The sequence below is a fragment of the Parasphingorhabdus marina DSM 22363 genome (genome assembly GCF_900128895.1).
In the GTDB taxonomy this organism is placed as follows: Bacteria; Pseudomonadota; Alphaproteobacteria; order Sphingomonadales; family Sphingomonadaceae; genus Parasphingorhabdus; species Parasphingorhabdus marina.
Genome location: NZ_FSQW01000001.1, coordinates 1192185 through 1211100 on the forward strand (window position 1 = coordinate 1192185; position 18916 = coordinate 1211100).

Annotated in this window: 19 protein-coding genes; 10 read left to right on the forward strand and 9 right to left on the reverse strand. The window is 59.0% G+C overall.

Translation table 11 applies throughout. The features are described from left to right. The first annotated feature begins 17 nt into the window (after positions 1 to 17). Together BUQ90_RS06090 and BUQ90_RS06095 are read left to right on the forward strand one after the other, a co-directional pair. Positions 18 to 968 (forward strand): aldo/keto reductase, encoded by a 951-nt coding sequence (locus BUQ90_RS06090; RefSeq protein WP_074204163.1) that lies wholly within the window; start codon positions 18 to 20, stop codon positions 966 to 968. Beyond that, entirely contained in the window at positions 961 to 1905 is a 945-nt protein-coding gene (locus BUQ90_RS06095; protein WP_074204164.1) for a TauD/TfdA family dioxygenase, read from the forward strand. Before BUQ90_RS06090 ends, BUQ90_RS06095 begins: the two co-directional genes overlap by 8 nt. Here BUQ90_RS06095 and BUQ90_RS06100 read toward each other — a convergent pair. From BUQ90_RS06100 to BUQ90_RS06125, 6 genes are all read right to left on the reverse strand, one after another. Further along, positions 1898 to 3619, reverse strand: coding sequence for a solute:sodium symporter family transporter (locus BUQ90_RS06100; protein WP_074204165.1), 1722 nt, complete (start codon positions 3617 to 3619; stop codon positions 1898 to 1900). The genes BUQ90_RS06095 and BUQ90_RS06100 overlap by 8 nt on opposite strands. Positions 3620 to 3702: 83 nt before the next feature. Continuing rightward, entirely contained in the window at positions 3703 to 4302 is a 600-nt protein-coding gene (locus BUQ90_RS06105; protein WP_074204166.1) for a nucleotidyltransferase family protein, read from the reverse strand. Between the two features lie 21 nt (positions 4303 to 4323). Next, on the reverse strand, positions 4324 to 4800 hold the full coding sequence (locus tag BUQ90_RS06110) for a c-type cytochrome (protein ID WP_084192510.1): 477 nt from the start codon (positions 4798 to 4800) through the stop codon (positions 4324 to 4326). A 22-nt stretch (positions 4801 to 4822) separates the two neighbouring features. Continuing rightward, positions 4823 to 7030 (reverse strand): xanthine dehydrogenase family protein molybdopterin-binding subunit, encoded by a 2208-nt coding sequence (locus tag BUQ90_RS06115; RefSeq protein ID WP_074204167.1) that lies wholly within the window; start codon positions 7028 to 7030, stop codon positions 4823 to 4825. Positions 7031 to 7032: 2 nt separating this feature from the next. Continuing rightward, the gene (locus BUQ90_RS06120; protein WP_074204168.1) at positions 7033 to 7512 is read right to left on the reverse strand and encodes a (2Fe-2S)-binding protein; all 480 of its coding nucleotides are present in this window, start codon (positions 7510 to 7512) and stop codon (positions 7033 to 7035) included. Between the two features lie 99 nt (positions 7513 to 7611). Then, complete coding sequence (locus BUQ90_RS06125; RefSeq protein ID WP_074204169.1) at positions 7612 to 8565, reverse strand: XdhC family protein; 954 nt, start codon at positions 8563 to 8565, stop codon at positions 7612 to 7614. A 169-nt stretch (positions 8566 to 8734) separates the two neighbouring features. Here BUQ90_RS06125 and BUQ90_RS06130 point away from each other — a divergent pair, with 169 nt between their 5' ends. Then, on the forward strand, positions 8735 to 10054 hold the full coding sequence (locus BUQ90_RS06130) for a M20/M25/M40 family metallo-hydrolase (RefSeq protein WP_204244740.1): 1320 nt from the start codon (positions 8735 to 8737) through the stop codon (positions 10052 to 10054). 62 nt (positions 10055 to 10116) lie between these two features. On the opposite strand, the gene BUQ90_RS06135 is transcribed toward BUQ90_RS06130, so the two are convergent. Further along, the gene (locus BUQ90_RS06135; RefSeq protein ID WP_159437038.1) at positions 10117 to 10512 is read right to left on the reverse strand and encodes a helix-turn-helix domain-containing protein; all 396 of its coding nucleotides are present in this window, start codon (positions 10510 to 10512) and stop codon (positions 10117 to 10119) included. 344 nt (positions 10513 to 10856) lie between these two features. Next, entirely contained in the window at positions 10857 to 11423 is a 567-nt protein-coding gene (locus tag BUQ90_RS06145; RefSeq protein WP_074204172.1) for an HNH endonuclease, read from the reverse strand. 110 nt (positions 11424 to 11533) lie between these two features. On the opposite strand from BUQ90_RS06145, the gene gluQRS reads away from it, so the two are divergent. The 5 genes from gluQRS to egtD all read left to right on the forward strand — a co-directional run bounded on the left by gluQRS (position 11534) and on the right by egtD (position 15617). After that, the gene (gluQRS, locus tag BUQ90_RS06150) at positions 11534 to 12406 is read left to right on the forward strand and encodes a tRNA glutamyl-Q(34) synthetase GluQRS (protein ID WP_074204173.1); all 873 of its coding nucleotides are present in this window, start codon (positions 11534 to 11536) and stop codon (positions 12404 to 12406) included. Between the two features lie 9 nt (positions 12407 to 12415). After that, on the forward strand, positions 12416 to 12646 hold the full coding sequence (locus BUQ90_RS06155; RefSeq protein WP_074204174.1) for an HIG1 domain-containing protein: 231 nt from the start codon (positions 12416 to 12418) through the stop codon (positions 12644 to 12646). A gap of 10 nt (positions 12647 to 12656) precedes the next feature. Continuing rightward, entirely contained in the window at positions 12657 to 13235 is a 579-nt protein-coding gene (locus tag BUQ90_RS06160) for a cob(I)yrinic acid a,c-diamide adenosyltransferase (RefSeq protein ID WP_074204175.1), read from the forward strand. Positions 13236 to 13472: 237 nt separating this feature from the next. Then, entirely contained in the window at positions 13473 to 14615 is a 1143-nt protein-coding gene (egtB, locus tag BUQ90_RS06165; protein ID WP_239447394.1) for an ergothioneine biosynthesis protein EgtB, read from the forward strand. Positions 14616 to 14657: 42 nt separating this feature from the next. Further along, entirely contained in the window at positions 14658 to 15617 is a 960-nt protein-coding gene (gene egtD, locus BUQ90_RS06170; RefSeq protein WP_143182740.1) for an L-histidine N(alpha)-methyltransferase, read from the forward strand. Positions 15618 to 15629: 12 nt separating this feature from the next. On the opposite strand, the gene BUQ90_RS06175 is transcribed toward egtD, so the two are convergent. Beyond that, the gene (locus tag BUQ90_RS06175) at positions 15630 to 16763 is read right to left on the reverse strand and encodes a DUF1176 domain-containing protein (RefSeq protein WP_074204176.1); all 1134 of its coding nucleotides are present in this window, start codon (positions 16761 to 16763) and stop codon (positions 15630 to 15632) included. Positions 16764 to 16838: 75 nt separating this feature from the next. Between BUQ90_RS06175 and BUQ90_RS06180 the strand changes: the two genes are divergently transcribed. After that, the gene (locus tag BUQ90_RS06180; protein WP_074204177.1) at positions 16839 to 17708 is read left to right on the forward strand and encodes a 3-hydroxyacyl-CoA dehydrogenase family protein; all 870 of its coding nucleotides are present in this window, start codon (positions 16839 to 16841) and stop codon (positions 17706 to 17708) included. Between the two features lie 59 nt (positions 17709 to 17767). Next, positions 17768 to 18913, forward strand: coding sequence for an epoxide hydrolase family protein (locus BUQ90_RS06185; protein WP_074204178.1), 1146 nt, complete (start codon positions 17768 to 17770; stop codon positions 18911 to 18913). The last annotated feature ends 3 nt before the right edge of the window (positions 18914 to 18916 follow it).

Genomic DNA, 18916 nt, shown 5'->3' on the forward strand with positions numbered 1-18916 from the left:
AGGGAAGACCGCACGACATGGATATGCCTCAGACAGGTTTTGGATTGTGGAAAGTTGCGTCGGAAGATTGCCGGGCCACGATCCTGGAAGCCGTGCGCGCCGGATACCGGCATTTCGACTGCGCGGCCGATTACGGCAATGAGGAAGCGGTTGGTGAAGGCCTTGCCGCGGCCATGGCGGACGGCCTGTGTTCCCGCGACGAGCTGTGGATCACCTCCAAGCTCTGGAACACCTGTCATGCGCCCGAACATGTTGAAGCGGCCTGTCGCAAGTCGCTTGCGGATCTGGGGCTGGAATATCTCGATCTCTATCTGATCCATTTCCCGATCGCACTCGAATTTGTGCCTTTTGAACAACGCTATCCGCCGGAATGGATCCATGATCCGGACGCGGACAAACCGGTCATGCAGCGGGCGGCGGTGCCGTTGCACCAGACCTGGCGCGCGATGGAAGAGTTGCAGGACAAAGGTCTGACGCGTCAGATCGGCGTGTGCAATTATAATAGCGCGCTGATCCACGACCTGATGAGCTATGCCCGCATCAAGCCGGCGGTGCTGCAGATCGAGGCGCATCCCTATCTGACCCAGGAGAAGCTGATCCGCCTTGCGAGAGATTACGGGATTGCCGTTACTGCCTTCTCACCACTTGGTGCGCTATCCTATGTTGAACTTGACATGGCGGGGGAGAATGACACCGTTCTCAATGCCCCCGCTGTCACCAAGGCCGCCGCCCGGCATGGCAAGACTCCAGCGCAAATCGTACTCCGATGGGCGACACAGCGCGGCACGTCGATCATTCCCAAAAGCACTAACCCCGAGCGCATGCGGGAAAACCTGGCGATCACGGATTTCAGTCTGTCCGAAGACGAGATGGCGGCGATTTCCGCGCTCAACCGCAATCGCCGCTTCAACGATCCCGGCGTGTTCTGCGAGCAGGCTTTTGACAGCTTTCACCCGATCTATGACTGAAATTGCCCTGACATTGCAGCAATGGAATGGCGTCGAGTTTCCACATGTCTTGGCTGGTTCCAGCAGTCTGCCGGACTATCTCGCGGCCAACGGAACTGTCGTCAGCGAACAGCTTGCCGCCAGCGGCGCGATCCTCTTTCGCGGTTTTGACGTGGCAGACTCCGAAACCTTTGACGCAGCAGTTCGGGCTTATGGTGCACCCGGTTTCACTTACGCTGAATCCTTGTCCAATGCGGTACGGGTCAATGTCACGGACCGGGTGTTCACGGCCAATGAAGCCCCGCCGGATACCAGCATCTATCTCCATCACGAAATGGCGCAGACCCCGATCTACCCCTCGAAACTGTTCTTCTTCTGCGAAATCGCGGCTGATGAAGGCGGCGCGACGCCGCTGTGCCGATCGGATATCCTCCTCGACCGGCTGCGGCAGAGTGACCGGGCCTTTGTCGATCGGCTCGAACGTGAGGGCGTGCGCTATACCAATATCATGCCGGCCAGCGACGATGTCGGTTCCGGGCAGGGGCGCAGCTGGCGCAGTACATTGGATGCGACATCCCGCGAGGACGCCGAAACCCGCTTGCGCAAACTGGGCTATGACTGGGAATGGCAGGAAGATGACAGCCTGCGCGCGACGACGCCCGTACTCGATGCCGTGCGGCAACTGCGCGATGGCCGGACGGTCTTTTTCAATCAGTTGATCGCCGCCTTTCGCGGCTGGTCGGACAGCCGCAATGATCCGTCCCGGGCGATTCGCTTCGGTGGCGGTGAACCGATCACCCTGACGGACATGACGGAAGCGATCCGGCTGTCGGATGACCTGACCTTTGACATGCCCTGGCAGTCGGGCGACGTCGTGCTGGTCGACAATTTTCTGGTCATGCACGGCCGGCGCCCGTTTTCCGGGAAACGCCGGGTGCTGGCCTCTCTGATCAGCTGATTGCCGCTTCGGACCGGGGCTCGGCCTTCGCTTTCCACACCCAGTAGGCGAGATTGCAGGCGACCAGCGCTGAAAGCGCCACGACAAAGGGCAGTTGCAGACCCTGTCCTGAAGCCAGGCCGATATCGGAAAACAGCAGATAGAGCGCCACCACACAGGAAAAGAGAGTGAAAGCCAGCGGCCGGGCAAAGGCCCAGGGGGTCATGTCGACCTTGCTGTTGCTGGTGAACGCCCACGCCTTTTCTCGGGGTTGCCAGGCACCGACAGCGAGCATGATGCCGACCTCTATCACGAACAGTATGGCATATTGGTGGAGGAAATGGATCGTGATCGCGTCATCAAAGACGAAGCGCAGCAGCCCATAGGCGGTGACGTGGAAGAGGATGACCAGCTTGGCACCCAGCGCCGGCACCCGCGTTGTGAACAGGCCGACGATCACAATCACCACGGTCGGGATATTGTAGAAACCGGTAAACACCCGGATAACCTGCCATAACCCTTGCTCGGCGAAATAGAGCAGGGGCGCGACGAGGAAGGAGAACAGGGCGATGACAATGGAAGCGATTTTGGCGACCCGGACCAGCTGCTTGCCTTCCGGCTTTGTGCGGGACCAGGGCCCATAGACATCCAGGGCAAACAGGGTCGCCGCGCTGTTGAGCAGCGAGTTGAACGAACTGAAGACCGCACCGAGCAGGACAGCGAGGAAAAAGCCCGAGAGATAGACCGGCAGCACATCGCGGATCAGGCGCGGATAGGCCTGGTCAATCGATCCGAGGCCGGGGCCGTAGAGATGATAGGCAATGACACCGGGAATCATCATCATGAACGGCACCAGGACCTTGAAAAAGCCGGAAAACAGGACGCCCTTCTGCCCTTCCGCAAGCGATGCGGCACCTAGCGTACGCTGGATGACATATTGATTGGTGCACCAGTAGAACAGATTGGCGAACAGCATGCCGGTAAACAGTGTCCCGAAGGGTGTGGGGTCGTCCGCGCCGCCAATCGCATTGAGCTTTTCGGGATGATCGCTGACCAGACGGGACAGTCCGTCGCCGAAATCTCCCTGGCCCAGAGCGATCAGGCCGAGGACGGGAACCAGAACACCGATGATCAGCAGGCCGATCCCGTTGATGGTGTCCGAGACTGCAACCGCCTTCAGCCCGCCAAATATCGCGTAAACCGAGCCGATAGCTCCGATAGCTACCACGGTGACGACCAGCGCCGGGAAATAGTCGAGACCGGTGAGCTGGGGGATGTCAAACAGCTGCATCACCGCGATGGAGCCGGAATAGAGCACCGAAGGAATTGTCACCAGTCCGTAGCCCAGCATGAACAGGATCACCGACATCCGCCGCACCGTGTTGTCAAAACGGTCGTTGAGAAACTCGGGCAGGGTTGTGAAGGCGCCGGCGAGATAGCGGGGCAGGAAGATCAGCGCCATCGCGATCGTCGCGACCGCTGCGGTTACCTCCCAGGCCATGCTTGACAGATTATAGCCATAGGCCGAGCCATTCAGCCCAATCAGCTGTTCGGCCGACAAATTAGTCAGCAGCAGCGAACCGGCAATGAAGACGCTGCTCAGCCCGCGTCCGGCGAGAAAATATCCGTCCTTGTCCTCGACCGTGCCGCGCGTCCGGCGCCAGCTGATCCATGCCACCAGACCCATGAAGAACAGGCAGCTGACAAGCGTGAACAAAAGACTGCTGCTGTCCAAAAGCGTTCCTTCCCCTAAAGATCAGTAACTAGAGCATATCCCGCAGCGAAGGGAAATGCCGTTTGTCCGGGAGAGCAGCCCTCTCAGGGGAGGGGACGACCATTCCACTGTTCCAGCTCCGCAGGCGTATCAATATCCGTCAGCTCGTGTGGGGCAGCAGCAATAACCCTGGCCTCTGCGATCAGATCCCGCGCGCCGGCGTCGCCGGACAGACTGGCCAGCTTGGCAAAATGCCGGGATCCGAACAGGGCAGGGGGAGAGCGTTTGTCACCTTCGGTGGCACACAGAATTGCACCGGTACTCTCGTTGCGGAACGCCGCAACGAGCTGATCCAGCAAGGCGCCCGACACAAAGGGCATGTCCGCGAGGCAGATCAGCAGGCCATCCGCTTCCATCTGTTGCGCATGACGGGCGGCCAGTGCGACCGATGTGGCCATCCCGGCACGCGCCTCCGGATTCATCACAATGTCAAAGCCCAGGTTGGTCCAGGCAGGAATACACAAGCATGAGTCAGACGAAACAATCGCAATTTTGTCTGCAAAATCCATGTTTTGCAACGTTTCGGCCACATGGAGACCCAGCTTTCGGCCGTGCAGATCCTGCGCCAGCTTGTCCTGTTCGCCAAACCGGAGGGACTGCCCGGCGGCCAGCAGAGCCGCGCAGATGCGATGTGAACCGGCCATGGGGTGCAGATGCCCCGGTCGTTAATCCGACCCGGTGGTAGCCAGCCAGGCGATCACCGCCTTGCGCCGGTCCGGATCGGGCAGGGCGCCGGCCACCATGGTGGTGCCGGGAACCTTTCCTGTCGGGTCGGCCAGATAGGCATCCAGCTCGGCCTCGGTCCAGGTCAGCCTCGATGCCAGAAGCGCTTCGGAATAGGGGAAGCCTTCGACCGCACCTGCTTTCGCGCCAACAATGCCGGCAAGATTGGGGCCGGCCATGGCCGCAGCATCGGGTTCCACCGCATGGCAGCCCGAGCAGGTGGCAAATACGGTTTCACCGGTTGCGACCAGATCCGTTTCCGTACCTGCTTCTTCATCCGTCGCAGCGGCGACTGGCTGTGCCGCCTCACCGGGTTCGCGCACGACAATCTGTTCGACCGGTCCGGGTGCCGGGTCGCTGCCACAGCTTGCCAGTGCAAATGCCAGACCGACGGCCATCACGTGTGTTGAGATTTTCATTCGGGAACTCCGCTCGGATTGATCAGGCAAATTTGTGTTTGGCTAGGGGCAATTCCCGCAAGCGCTTGCCGGTTGCAGCGAATACCGCATTGGTGACGGCCGGGGCCAGTGGGGGCAATCCGGGTTCTCCCGCACCGCCCAGCCGCTTGGCATCGCCATTGATGATCTTCACCGCAATTTCCGGGGACTCGTCGATGCGGAGCATCTTGTAATTGTGGAAATTACTTTGCTGGACCGCGCCGTTCTTGACCGAGATTTCGCCATAAAGGGCAGCTGTCAGACCATAGATAATACTGCTTTCCATCTGTGCGGCAAACCCGTCCGGGTTCATCGCATAGCCAGGATCGGCGCAGCAGAATACCTTGGTGACCCGGGGCTTCGGCCCGCTCATGTCAATCTCGGCAACCTCGGCGACAATCGTGCCGAATGACGGGACAAAGGCAATGCCGCGGCCGTGCTTTTCGGGAAGCTCTCTGCCCCAGTCCGACATTTCGGCCACGCCGTCCAGAACGGCCAGATGCCGCGGTGATCCCGCGAGCAGTTCGCGGCGATATTCATAGGGATCCTTGTTCGCGGCATGGGCCATTTCGTCGACAAAGGATTCGATGAAATAGCTTTGCTGGCTGTGGTCGACCGATCGCCAGGGGCCAAAGCGCAAATGCATCGGCACGTCGATCTTCCGGATCCGGTGATTGGCGATATTGTAATAGGGGACGGTCGGTGCATCGGCCGGGTCAAACAAATGCGTGTGAATATTGTCCCAGCTGACCGCTTTGCCGTCCTTGTCGAGTCCGGCCTTGAACCGGCTCATTGCGGAGGGGCGATAGAAATCCTGCTGGGTATCTTCTTCGCGCGAGAAGATGACCTTGACCGGATAGCCCGCGGCCTTGGTCAGTCTGACGGCCATCACAATGGCGTCTTCCTCCGACCGGCGTCCAAAGCCGCCGCCGAGAAAGGCATTGTGCAGAGTGACATTTTCCATGTCGATGCCGAGCGTGTCGGCTATGGTTGAACGGGCGCCCAGCGGAGACTGCGTGCCGGTCCACACATCGCATTTGCCGTCACGCAGCCATGCCGTGCAATTCATTGGCTCCATCGTGGCATGCGCGAGGAACGGCGCCTTATATTCCGCTTCGAGCTGGATATCGGCCGAGGCAAAGGCATTTCCGGTATCCCCTTCTTCGGTTTCCACATCGCCGCCGTCAGTTCCGGCGTCGTCCAGCGCCGCTGTATAACGGGCAAAAATCGCGTCCTGATCCAGACTGTCGCCCTCTGTAGCCGACCATTTGGTTTGCACGCTGTTCAGCGCCTGCTGGGCCTGCCAGTAGCCATCCGCGATCACCGCGACAAAATCCCCCATATTGAGAATTTGCAGGACGCCGGGCATGGCCCTGGCCGTGGCCGCGTCGATGGAATCGGCGGTGGCGCCGACGACCGGAGCTGCCTTGACCGCCGCATATTTCATGTCGGGAATATCGGCATCGACACCAAAAATCGCGCTGCCATCCACCTTGGGCGGAATGTCTTTACGGGCTATTGGCTTGCCCATCAATTTGAAATCCTTAGGATTTTTCAGCTTTGGTTTGGCGGGCAGGCTCTGTTCGGCCGCTGCCGCCGCAAAGGTTGCATAGGGTTCGGATTTTCCGGACTTGTCGTGAATGAGCATGCTCTTTTCGGTCCGGATCTCGCTGACCGGTACATCCCATTCGTCTGCAGCCGAAGCCATGAGCATCTCGCGTGCGGCAGCTCCCGCTGTCCGCATGCCACGTTGCCCGGTGCCGCGGATCGAGAAGCTGCCACCGGTAATTTGCAGGTTCATCGCCTGGGCCAGCTTCAGAAACGAACCTTGTACCGTGGGTTCGAGTATCGCCGGCACTTCCAGTGTCGGTGCGAGAAATTCCCGGCCAATATCGGCGGATACAAATTTGCCGATGCCCGGCGCTTCCATGATTTCGACCTTGTCCCAGTCGGCATCCAGCTCGTCGGCCAGCATCTGGGCAAGGGCGGTATGCGCGCCCTGTCCCATCTCGGCATGGGGGACGATCGCAGTCACGACATTATCGGTGCCGATCTTGACCCAGCTGTTGATCAGCTCTTCGCCTTCGCCTTTCGCCAGCGTGCCCTTCAGTTCGTCGACCGGGTTACCCGGGCGAACAGCCACGCCAACCACCAGGGCGCCGCCGGTCAGTACACCGGCGCCAATAAAGGCTCGTCTTGTCCACTTGCCCATGATTACGCCTCCTCTGTGCTGGCGGTTTTTGCACCAGCCGCGACCTTGATCGCTTTCCGGATTCGCGGATAAGTACCGCAGCGGCAGATATTGCCCTTCATGGCTGCATCGATCTGCTCGTCACTGGGACTGGGATTGTCGCGGAGCAGCGCCGTCGCGGACATGATCTGGCCGGACTGGCAATAACCGCATTGCGGGACCTGCTCCGATATCCAGGCTTGCTGCACATTGGTAAGCGTCCCGTCTTCGGCGGCCAGACCTTCGATCGTGGTGATCGCCTTGCCTTCGGCGGCAGAGACGGGTGTCGAGCAACTGCGGATTGGCTTGCCATCAAGATGCACTGTGCAGGCGCCGCACTGGGCGATGCCGCAGCCGAATTTGGTGCCGGACATTTTGAGATTTTCCCGGACAACCCAGAGAATGGGTGTGTTCGGATCGACGTCGACCTCCTGGGTCGTGCCGTTAACATTCAGCTTGATCATGAAAATGTGCTCACCTTGTTTGCATGGCAATCTGCAACTTATAGGCGCAATCTGACCGATTGACCAGCAGATTGTCCGCCGCTACCCCTGACAAAATTGTCATTCTTCGCTGCTGCGGCGGCACATGGAACGATGATATTCCGCCGTAACTTCCGCCACCACGGACAGCGCCAGCGTGTCGGGGTCGCGCGAGGAATGGAACAGGCCGATCGGCGCATGGATTGATGCAATCTGCTCGGCTGTTGCCCCGAGCGCGGCCAGCGTTTCCTTTCTCCGGGCATGAGCCAGTTTGCCGCCCATGGCTCCGATATAGAAATGCGGAAGCCCCAGTGCATGCTCCATCAAATGGCCCTCCCAGTCATGATCGTGGAACATGAATATGATCGCTGTCCATGGATCGGCAGAGAGCTGAGCAGTATCCCGGGGCGTTTTCAACAGGCGCGCCTCAAATCCCCCCTCGTCCAGCTCCTTGACCAGCTGCTCGTCGGAGGAATGGAAGGCTACGTCCATTTTCATGGATTCCGCCATGCGGGCGACCTTGACGCTGGCCGCACCGTGACCTGCAATCAGCAGCTTCGGCGATGGCCAGTGCGCGACTTCCACATGGTCCTGATCCTGACGCCAGACCGTTTCTCGCGGCTCTTCAAGAAACTCACCGGCGCCAGAGTTGCAGGGCAGGCGTAATCCGAAGGGCTCTCGGCGGGCGAGGGCGTCGTTACAATGTGCCACCAGCCCATCGTCGCCAATTGGCAGGAAATGAATGTCGAGGCCGCCACCGCAGGGCAGGCGGATATCCAGATAGGGCGAGCCTTCTCCGAACCGGACCACGCGCGGGCAGTTTTCTGCCAATACGCTTTGCGCTTCGGCGACAACTGCCGCTTCGATACATCCGCCGGATAGCGATCCTGTGAAACGGCCGTCGTCGCTCACCGCCATATGCGCTCCCGGATCGCGCATCGAAGACCCGGATACGCTGGCCACCGTGACCAGCACGCAGCGCTGACCTTTGTTCAGTGCGTCTGAAAGAAAGCGAAAAATGTCCTTGTTGTCCAACAGCGGATCCTGTGCACGGGAATTTGTGGATTGCCCTACCGCTGTTGCGGATGGAGGCAAGGTCCGTCAAGCCCATGCTGGGATGACATCAGGTCATTCCATATCCGAATTTGCTTTCCCGCCAATTTTCGCAGAAGAAACGACGATTACATTTCGGGGAGCTCACCACATGAAAATTGTCCAAGCTGTGATTTTGACCCTGTTGGCTGGATTGCCAGAGTTGAGCGGTTTTTCGATAGTTTCGGCGCATGCCCGGGGGGTGGACGGGCCGGTGAAGGTTGACACTGCCGGAGCCGAGCAGGTGATCGGAAAATTGTCACAGGATCCTCGGGTCCGGTCCGCTTTCCGGTCGATCGAGGTAATGGATGCCTATAATGTCGAGCGCTTGATTGCCTTGACCGAAATTCCCGCCCCGCCATTCAAGGAAGTCGCGCGCGCGAAAAAACTGGTGGAAGGATTAAGAGCCGCCGGGCTGGAAAACGCGCAGCTGGATGCCGTGGGTAACGCCGTGGCGAGGCGCCCGGGCAGGTCCGGCGATCGAACCATCGCAGTGGTTGCGCATATCGATACGGTTTTCCCGGAAGAAACCGACGTCACAGTACGCCGGGAAGGCAATATCTACCATGCACCGGGAATAGGTGACAATACACGCGGGTTGATCGTCTTGCTGACATTGGCTGAGATCATGGAAAAGCACGCGCTTTCGACGGATGCCGATATTCTCTTCGTCGGATCGGTCGGTGAGGAGGGGCTTGGTGATCTGCGGGGCGTGCGCCACCTGTTCCGCGACGGCGGACCAGAGATTGACAGTTTTATCGCCGTTGACGGTGGCTCCCCCGACCGGCTGGTAACCGAAGCTGTTGGGTCCAACCGATACCGGGTAACGTTCAGCGGTCCGGGCGGTCATTCCTATGGCGCATTTGGCCGCGCCCATCCGCACCAGGCACTGGGCGATGCCATCACCCGCTTTACGCAGGCGGGTCGTGAGATTTCGGCAAAAGGAACCAAATCCACGTTTTCGATCGGGCGGATCGGTGGCGGGACCTCAATCAACTCGATCCCGTTCAGCAGCTGGATGGAGGTCGACATGCGCTCGGCGGACGTGACGAAGCTGGAAGAGCTGGACACCGCGTTTCACAAGGCAATGAATGAAGCGCTTGATTCAGAAAATCGTCGCCGCGCCGGTAACGCGGCACTGAATCTGGACATTCGGTCGGTGGGTAAACGGCCGGCGGGCAGCAGCAGCGAGGGGAGCAATTTGTTCCACCATGCCAGCGCCGCCATGCGTCATCTTGGCGTTGAGCCGCGGGTCAGTGCATCGTCCACCGATGCCAATATCCCGCTTTCGCTCGACATTCCGGCGGTGACGATGAACCGGGGCGGAATCAGCCGCAATGCTCACGCCCCAAATGAATCCTGGGAAAATCGCGACGCCCATGTCGCTATTCAGATATTGCTGCTGACATTGCTGGCCGAAGCTGGGCGCTGATCCGAGCCGGGTATCCTGTTTCGTTCCCGTGCAAACTCCGCTGAAGGGCAACCGTGACAGGCTTATCGATGATTTGCCATCGAGCCAATGGCATCCCGAACCCATGATACAAGCCCGTGCTTGGCCGTTTGTGTCAATCGCCAGTTCGGCTCGTTGGCAGATGCCTGCGTCAGCAAACCACGTTCGACCAGCAACGCCAGATATCGGCGAACGGATGAAAGCGGCATATTGTTCCGCTCGGCAAGCGCGGTCGCGGAGCTGTCCATGCGCTCTGATTCTGCAACAAAAAGATCCAGAAGCAGGTCCCAGCCGGGCTCTCCCCAGTCCAGCTGCTGCATGAACTGTTTTCGCTTCCTGTTTTGCAAGAGGATCATCTTGGCAAGATCCTTGATGGGATCGGCGGATTCGTGATTCGACACGGCATTTTGATTGCGATCAGCCTTGTCCGAATATTTCATGTTGCGCTTCCCCTTTTTGCAATGGTCATCGGAAACTCCCGGGCCATTGAATTGTTCCGGCATCCCGGGGAGGGGTGAAATGGCGGATGGCAGACGTTTTTTTCAGCGAGACCCGAAGCGGGAACAACGGCCGAATTGTGATTGTTTTTACCGTCAGAACTTCCAACGAAAATTTTCGTCAATATTTCATCTGTGAAATTAAATATCATGTCTTGGCACTGAACTGCAATAAAAGTTTGGAGTTTTCTATGCAACCGCGCACCGGTGCACCACTATCCAAATAAAGATGCATTTGTCATTCGCCGGAATTCTGAAACAACGTGCGATTTTGGGCAGTAATCCGGTCAGCCCTCGAGTTCGATATCCCAGTAGAGCCAGTCATGCCAGGTTTCGTGCAGGAAATTGGGCGGAAAAGCCCGGCCATGTTCCTGCAACTGCCAGCTGGTCGGCTTGATCGGCTGTTTCGCCAGACTCATATGTGCCTCTTTCGGCGTCCGTCCGCCTTTTTTCAGATTGCAAGGCAGGCAGGCCGTGGCGACATTTTCCCATGTCGTGCGTCCCTTTTGCCGGCGCGGCACGACATGATCGAACGTGAGATTGTCCTCCGAACCGCAATATTGGCAAGTGAAACGGTCCCGGAGGAACAGATTGAACCGCGTAAATGCCGGATATTCGGAGGGTTTGACATAGTTTTTGAGCGCGATGACCGAAGGGATTTTCATGTCCACGCTGGGGCTGTGCACTTCCCGTTCATAGCTGGATACAATGTCGACCCGGTCGAGAAAAACCGCCTTGATGGCCGTTTGCCAGGGCCACAGGCTCAGCGGATAATAGGACAGCGGGGTATAATCCGCATTCAAAACGAGTGACGGGCAACTTTCCGGGTGACGAACCAGATCCGGATGATACATAAATTCCCTGCTCCCTTTGACTGTCCGGGCTTTTAGCCGCAAGAACATGTCATGGTCATTACATTCCAGCGTATGACAACATCATCGCGCGTGCTGCGTCAAGAGTCTATATGAAGCAAGATATGGTGGTCCGTTTTGCGCCCAGCCCCAACGGGTTGTTGCATTTGGGGCACGCTTATGCCGCGGTCATGGCCCACGACTTTGCCCGGGCAGAGGGTGGCAAAATCCTGTTGCGGATCGAGGATATCGACACACAAAGATGCCAGGAGGAATATGTCGATGCCATTTTCGCAGATCTGGCCTGGCTGGGTCTGACGTTCGACGAAGAGCCGCTGTTCCAGTCCCGGCGATTTGACTGCTATGCTGCGGCGCTGAAACGACTGGTCGCCATGGAAATGGTCTACCCCTGTTTCTGCAGCCGCTCCGATCTGCGCCGGCTTGAGGAACAGGGAGGGCTGGAATCAGGGCCGGATGGCCCGCTTTATCCCGGAACCTGTCGTGAGCTGCCGGTGGAAGAGGTCGAAAGTCGCAGACAGACAGAAGCGCACAGCTGGCGGCTGAACAGCGGCAAGGCGTTGCGCCATCTGGGGGAGCTGCAATGGCATGACCGGCGATTCGGCACGGAGCAGGTCGATGCGGCGGTGCTCGGCGATGTCATTCTCCGGCCCAGGGAATTGCTGGTCAGTTACCATCTGGCGGTCGTGCTGGACGATGCTGCAGACGGAATATCGCATGTGGTGAGGGGAGAAGATCTGCGGGCCTCGACCCATGTCCATCGTATCCTGCAGGGCCTGCTGGATCTGCCGGTGCCGGACTATTGGCATCACCGTCTGTTGCTCGATGAAACCGGCAACAAATTGTCCAAAAGCCGCAAGTCTGCCTCATTGGCCGTATTGCGGGAACAGGGTGTTTGCGGGCAAGAATTAGTCAGTGATTTGCGCAAAAAGACATTCCCTGTTGGAATCACGCTGTCGAAGGACTAAGTCTGACCTATGAACATTGTAATTATCGCCATGATCGTGCTGGCCGCTGGTGCCGTTGTTTATGCTTTGGTGAAAGGCCTGATCGCCTTTGCCAATATGGAACCCGACGATGTTGATGCCGAGGGTATCACCGCTTCCCACAAAAAGCAGAACCAGATGATGTTCGCCCGGGTCAAATATCAGGCCATAGCCGTTATTCTGGTGGCGCTGCTGCTGTTGATGGCGGGCGGCCAGACCTGACCGGCACTTCATGGTCAAGCTGAACAAGATCTACACCAAAACCGGAGATGATGGCACGACGGGGCTCGTGGACGGTTCCCGCATTGCCAAAGATGATGCGCGGATGGCGGCCATTGGTGATGTTGACGAACTCAACAGCGTCATCGGCGTGGCGATTTGTGCGATTGAAACACCGGAAACCGTCCAGACATTGCGGGTGATCCAGAATGACCTGTTCGATCTCGGCGCCGATCTGGCAACACCAGCCGGTGAGGACGAGGATTTCACCCCTTCCGAAATGGTGCTCCGGATAACGGCTTCGCAGGTCGAGCGTCTGGAATCGGATATTGACCGGGTCAATGCAGATCTCGACCCGCTGACCAGCTTCATCCTGCCCGGTGGCAGTGATGCGGCCGCAGCCATTCACCTCGCTCGCGCCGTCGCCCGGCGGGCGGAACGCACACTGGTTTCGGCAGCAGGGACACTGGTGATCAACCCCCTGGCCCTTGCCTATGTCAACAGGCTGTCCGACTTTCTCTTCGTGCTGGCGCGCGCCGCCAACAGGGGTGGCAAGGACGACATTTTATGGGTCCCGGGCGCATCGCGCTGATCGGGGCATTGGGCTGCAAAAATGCAGCGCAAATCGAAAAAATGCACCAGGGCGGCGCATATATAAGCGGTTGACCCTCTTGCTGTTCGCGCTATGTTCCAGCCGGAACGCCGAAAAACCGGAGTAGGATTGATCGCCAGCAATATCGAAACAGAACTGGCTGAAACACCGCTGGCGCCGGGAGGGCCTTTCGAAAACCTGACCACCGGCAAAGCACTTCAGCAACTCTACCGCGAAATTCGCGCCCACAGCCTCGCTCTGGCTGCACCGCTCAGCGATGCCGATGCCACGGTCCAGTCGATGGAGGACGCTTCGCCCGCCAAGTGGCATCTGGCACATACCAGCTGGTTTTTCGAAACCTTCCTGCTGCGCGACAACCGGCCGGGATATCAGGCTTTTGACGACAGCTATGCCTATCTGTTCAACAGCTATTACGAGGCCGAAGGCGCGCGCCATGCGCGGCCGAAACGGGGCATGCTGACCCGGCCGTCGCTGGATGAAATCCGCGCCTATCGTGCGCATGTCGATAACGCGATGGAACAGGCCATTCCCGATTTTTCCGAAAAGCTTCTCGAGCTTGTGGAGCTGGGCCTGCATCATGAGCAGCAGCATCAGGAGCTGTTGCTGACGGATATCCTGCATCTGTTTTCCTGCAATCCGCTGCGTCCGGCTTACCGGCATACATCCCGGCCCAGCCTGCATGCGGTCGAACCCGGATCGATGAACTGGAATACCGGACCGGATGGCATTCAGGAAATCGGGCATGATGGTCAGGGCTTTGCTTTCGACTGCGAAGGGCCACGCCATCAGGTGCTGCTCACCCCCTTTGCCATTGCCGACCGTCCGATCACCAATGGGGAATGGTGTGCCTTCATCGCGGATGGCGGGTATCGCGAGCCGCGGCACTGGCTGTCGGATGGCTGGGCCTGGGTCCAGGCGGAACAGATTGATGCCCCATTATACTGGAGCCCGGCCGACAATGGCGGCTGGAATATCTTTGGACTGGAGGGAGACCAGCCGCTGGAACCCGCTGCACCGGTCCGCCATCTCAGCCTGTATGAAGCGGATGCCTATGCGAGCTGGGCAGGGGCGCGTCTGCCGACCGAGGCAGAATGGGAAGCGGTGGCACAGACAGGCGACCTCCCTGGCACGGGCGAAGTCTGGGAGTGGACCGGCAGTGCTTATCGGCCCTATCCCGGATTCCGGGCAGCGGAAGGCGCGGTCGGCGAATATAACGGCAAGTTCATGTCCGGTCAGTTCGTGCTGCGTGGCGGCAGCCAGGCCACTTCGCCTGGTCATGTCCGTCCCAGTTACCGCAATTTTTTCTACCCGCACCAGCGCTGGCAATTTACCGGTCTGCGCCTCGCCAAAGATCTCTGATTTTCCCGATAATCCCCCAAACCGCCAAGGACGGACACTTTCATGGACATGATCAAAACGGCCGTCGATTCGGGCTTCCGCAACGACGTGATCAGCTGCTTTGCCGGAGAGCGCTTTGCGATTCCGGCGCGCTGGCTTTACGATCGCCGGGGTTCGGAACTGTTCGAACAGATTACCGAACTGCCGGAATATTATCCCACCCGGACCGAAACCGCCTTGCTGGCAAATTTCAGCGGTGATGTTGGTGCCCATATCGGTCATGGCCGGGCGGTAGTGGAATTCGGATCCGGCAGCTCGACCAAAACCCCCCATCTGCTGCGCGCCGTTGCACCTTCCGCCTATGTGCCAATCGATATTTCGGGGGAATTCCTGAGCGCGAGTTCAGATGATCTGCAGGAGAGATTTCCGGAACTGCCGATCCATCCGCTCGAAGCGGATTTCATGCACCCGCTGCAGCTTCCCGATGACGTGGCAGGCCTGCCCAAGCTGGGCTTTTTCCCGGGTTCGACGATCGGCAACATGGTGGCCCGGACCTCGGTCGACCTGCTGCGTTCGATGCGTGAGACCCTGGGGCAGAGCGCCTATCTGCTGATCGGGTTTGACCGAATCAAGGACGAGGACATGCTGGTTGCCGCCTATGATGACAGTGCCGGTGTTACCGCCGAATTTTCCCTGAACCTGCTGCATCGCATCAACCGTGAACTGAATGCGGATATCCCGGTCGGCGATTTTGCCCATGTCGCGGTCTGGAACGATCTCTATGCCCGGATAGAAATTTTCCTTGAGGCCCGGTCAGACGTATCTTTTGCGGTCGAAGGCCATGATGTCAGAATGCAAGCGGGGGAGCGCATTCATATCGAGAACAGTCACAAATATGGTTTGCGTGACGCGCGGCTGATGCTCCGTGCCGCGGGCTGGTCACCGGTCCGGGACTGGAGCGATGAAAATGATTATTTTTCCCTGATTTTGGCTGAAGCGCGTCCATTCAAGCACGCACCCTGAGGCGCGCCGGAATCAGCCGCCGGACGGGGCATCCTGTCCGGCGAGCGGTTCGACCATCTGATAGGACGCCCGCCAGGTCGTAATCCATTCATAGGCCCCACGACATTCCGGCATGTTGCTGGCCTCGATCAGTCGAAACTTTTCGCCATCCCAAACATAGCTTTCCGCGCTGCCGCAATCGCCGAGACCACGTCCCTTGGCAAAGCTGCCAAGCAGCTGTTCCTTCTCGTCCCAGCCAGCATTGACCAGCAGAGCCGGACGGCCTTCCCCGGCCCACGCGGGTTGCACGTCGAATTCAGCCGGGGTGAAGCGCCAGCGGGCGCCATCGGATTCCTTGCCGGATATCTCGCCGATATAGGCGGAGCTGGAAAAATTATAGGCACCCGAACCACAGGCGATCAGGACCAGCGCACGGTACCGGCCCGCTTTCTGGCCCAAAGGATAGGCCTGGTCTTCGACCACACCAAAGCGCTCGTCCTTGCAGGGCGAATTTTCCGCCAGCCGGACGATTTCCGTGGTCGCGGGAATCCGCTCCGACTTGGACCAGCGTGTGACCGGAACAACCGGTATAGGTGTATCCACCGGTTCAAAATTGCGAGATCCTTTTGCCACCAGAGCCGTTTTCGTCCGGGCGCGTTCCTGTTTCTGATCCATATAGCGCAGGGCAGCGGCTGACCCGGCAAGCGATACTTTCGTCAGTGTTTCGCCATTGGGGTCAGTGACGATCAGTTCCTGACCGCGCGCGATGGCGAGGGCAACTTTCTTGGCATCTTCGCCAACAATCTCGATCGGATAGTCGCCGTCCGCGATCGGGCCGGTGTCGACCAGTTCGCCATCCACCAGCATCTGATAGCGATCGATTTCGTCAACCTGGCTGTTGACCAGCACCCTGACCCGCAAGATGTCATCCTGCCCGGCGGTTCGCACGATGCTGATCGGTCCGCCCCATTCGGCAAAACCGGAACTGCTCTCCCCGGCGAAGGAAATGGCGCGGCACTGGCGGCCATTGTCACAACCCACGGCCCAGTCTTTGAACACTTCAATCTTGCCGGGTGCCGGCATCACGGGTGGCTGCGGCAAGGGCTGGCCGACATCAGCTGCGGCAGCCAGAACCAGAACAGATATGGCAGAAACAATCGGGGGCATATTTGCAATCTAGCCAGTTTGATCGACAATCGCTAGTGCCTTGTGAAACGACAGGGAATCAGGAAGGAAAGCGCAGTGAAAACGATCGGTATCATCGGCTCGGGACAAATGGGTGCAGGCATTGCACAGGTGTCCGCACAGGCCGGCTATCATGTCTTTCTGTCGGACATGAATCAGGAGATTGCCGAAAAGGGCAAAGCCGGCATCGCCCGGCAGCTGGCGCGGCTTGTCGAAAAGGAAAAGATCGAACAGCAGGCCGCCGAAACGGCGCTGAACCGCATCCAGACTGTCGGTGCGCTGGACCCGATGGCCAGCGCTGACATGATCATCGAAGCAGCCACCGAGCGCGAGGATATCAAGCGACAGATTTTTGCCGCCGCTTCCGAAATCCTGGGTCACCAGGCCATTCTGGCTTCCAACACCTCTTCGATCTCGATCACCCGGCTGGCCCAGTCGGTAAAGGATCCATCGCGCTTCATCGGTGTGCATTTCTTCAATCCCGTGCCACTAATGGGGCTGGTCGAGGTCATTCGCGGCCTCGCCACCAGTGACCAGACAGCGGCCACCGCCAGCGATTTTGCGAAGGCGCTGGGCAAACAGCCGGTCCTGGTCAAGGACTCGCCCTGTTTTGTCGTCAACCGCATCCTGCTGCCGATGCTCAACGAGGCATTTTTTGCATTGGGTGAAGGGACGGCCTCGATGGAAGATATTGATCGCGGTGTGCAACTGGGGCTCGGTCACCCGATGGGGCCGCTGACCCTGGCCGACATGATCGGACTGGACACGCTGCTTGAAATCCTGCGGGTTCTGCAGAATGATTTTGGCGACCCGAAATATCGCCCGGCCCCGCTGCTCGTCAAATATGTCGAAGCCGGCTGGCTCGGCCGCAAGACCGGCAAGGGATTTTACGACTATTCAGGCGAGGCACCGGTTCCGACCCTGTGACCTTGCGATTTGACCGGGACGGGGTCAGGATAACAGCCGGATTGTGAAGGGGACAGGCGATGAGTGACGTGATCAGGGACTTTCGCATCGAGATACCGGACTCTGCGCTGGCGGATTTGAACGACCGGCTGGACCGGGTGCGCTGGCCGGATCCGGAGCCGGTGAACGACTGGTCGCAGGGAATTCCGCTCTCCTATGTCCAGGACGTCGCGGCCCATTGGCGGTCGGGTTATGACTGGCGGCAGTGCGAGGCAGCGCTCAACCGGTATCCGCACCACATGACCGAAATTGATGGCGTGGACATCCACTTCATGCATATCCGTTCGCCCGAGCCGGGTGCCCGGCCGGTGATCATGACCCATGGCTGGCCGGGATCGATTGTGGAGTTTCTCGATGTCATCGGCCCGCTGACTGATCCGGTGGCGCATGGCGGAGAGGCAAAAGATGCCTGTCATCTGGTCATTCCCTCGCTGCCCGGTTACGGATTTTCGGGCAAACCCGCAGTCACTGGCTGGGGCGCGGAGAAAATTGGCCAGGCCTGGGACGAACTGATGCTGCGGCTGGGATATGACCGCTATTTTGCCCAGGGCGGCGACTGGGGCGCGCTGGTCACGTCGGCCATTGGCGTCCAGAATCTCGGCCATTGCGCGGGAATCCATATCAATCTGGTGGTTGTGGGGGCGCCGCCCGCATCGGTCATGCAAAGCCCGACCTCTGAGGAACAGGCTTCGCTGGCGCATTTCGCCAGCTACCAGACAGAGGGGGCCGGCTATGCCGAGATCCAGAAGACCAAGCCGCAGACACTCGGCTATGGTCTGGCGGATTCTCCTGTCGGCCAGATGGCGTGGATCATGGAAAAATTTCAGGGCTGGTCGGACGGCGCCAATACGCCGGATGACAGTTTCAACCGCGACCGGCTGCTCGACAATGTCATGATCTACTGGCTGAACAATGCCGGGGCGTCCTCGGCGCGGCTGTATCGCGAGAGTTTCGGCAATCCCAATGTGGATCCGGTGGTGATGCCGTCCGGCTGCAGTATCTTTCCCAACGAGATCATGACGCCGTCACGGCGCTGGGCCGAACACCGGTTCAAGGATCTGCAATATTGGGGCGAGCCCGAACGTGGCGGTCATTTTGCCGCGATGGAGGTCCCCGACCTGTTTGTCGCGGAAGTGCGGGCCTGTTTCGGACAGATGGCGCTGTAGATC

Coding starts and splice junctions, on each gene's coding strand:
- BUQ90_RS06135 (WP_159437038.1), bottom strand. CDS start 10,512: ATGAAATATTCGGACAAGGCTGATCGCAATCAAAATGCCGTGTCGAAT.
- BUQ90_RS06120 (WP_074204168.1), bottom strand. CDS start 7,512: ATGATCAAGCTGAATGTTAACGGCACGACCCAGGAGGTCGACGTCGAT.
- BUQ90_RS06185 (WP_074204178.1), top strand. CDS start 17,768: ATGAGTGACGTGATCAGGGACTTTCGCATCGAGATACCGGACTCTGCG.
- BUQ90_RS06105 (WP_074204166.1), bottom strand. CDS start 4,302: ATGGCCGGTTCACATCGCATCTGCGCGGCTCTGCTGGCCGCCGGGCAG.
- BUQ90_RS06155 (WP_074204174.1), top strand. CDS start 12,416: ATGAACATTGTAATTATCGCCATGATCGTGCTGGCCGCTGGTGCCGTT.
- BUQ90_RS06145 (WP_074204172.1), bottom strand. CDS start 11,423: ATGTATCATCCGGATCTGGTTCGTCACCCGGAAAGTTGCCCGTCACTC.
- BUQ90_RS06130 (WP_204244740.1), top strand. CDS start 8,735: ATGAAAATTGTCCAAGCTGTGATTTTGACCCTGTTGGCTGGATTGCCA.
- egtD (WP_143182740.1), top strand. CDS start 14,658: ATGGACATGATCAAAACGGCCGTCGATTCGGGCTTCCGCAACGACGTG.
- BUQ90_RS06175 (WP_074204176.1), bottom strand. CDS start 16,763: ATGCCCCCGATTGTTTCTGCCATATCTGTTCTGGTTCTGGCTGCCGCA.
- BUQ90_RS06160 (WP_074204175.1), top strand. CDS start 12,657: ATGGTCAAGCTGAACAAGATCTACACCAAAACCGGAGATGATGGCACG.
- BUQ90_RS06110 (WP_084192510.1), bottom strand. CDS start 4,800: ATGAAAATCTCAACACACGTGATGGCCGTCGGTCTGGCATTTGCACTG.
- BUQ90_RS06095 (WP_074204164.1), top strand. CDS start 961: ATGACTGAAATTGCCCTGACATTGCAGCAATGGAATGGCGTCGAGTTT.
- BUQ90_RS06090 (WP_074204163.1), top strand. CDS start 18: ATGGATATGCCTCAGACAGGTTTTGGATTGTGGAAAGTTGCGTCGGAA.
- BUQ90_RS06115 (WP_074204167.1), bottom strand. CDS start 7,030: ATGGGCAAGTGGACAAGACGAGCCTTTATTGGCGCCGGTGTACTGACC.
- gluQRS (WP_074204173.1), top strand. CDS start 11,534: ATGAAGCAAGATATGGTGGTCCGTTTTGCGCCCAGCCCCAACGGGTTG.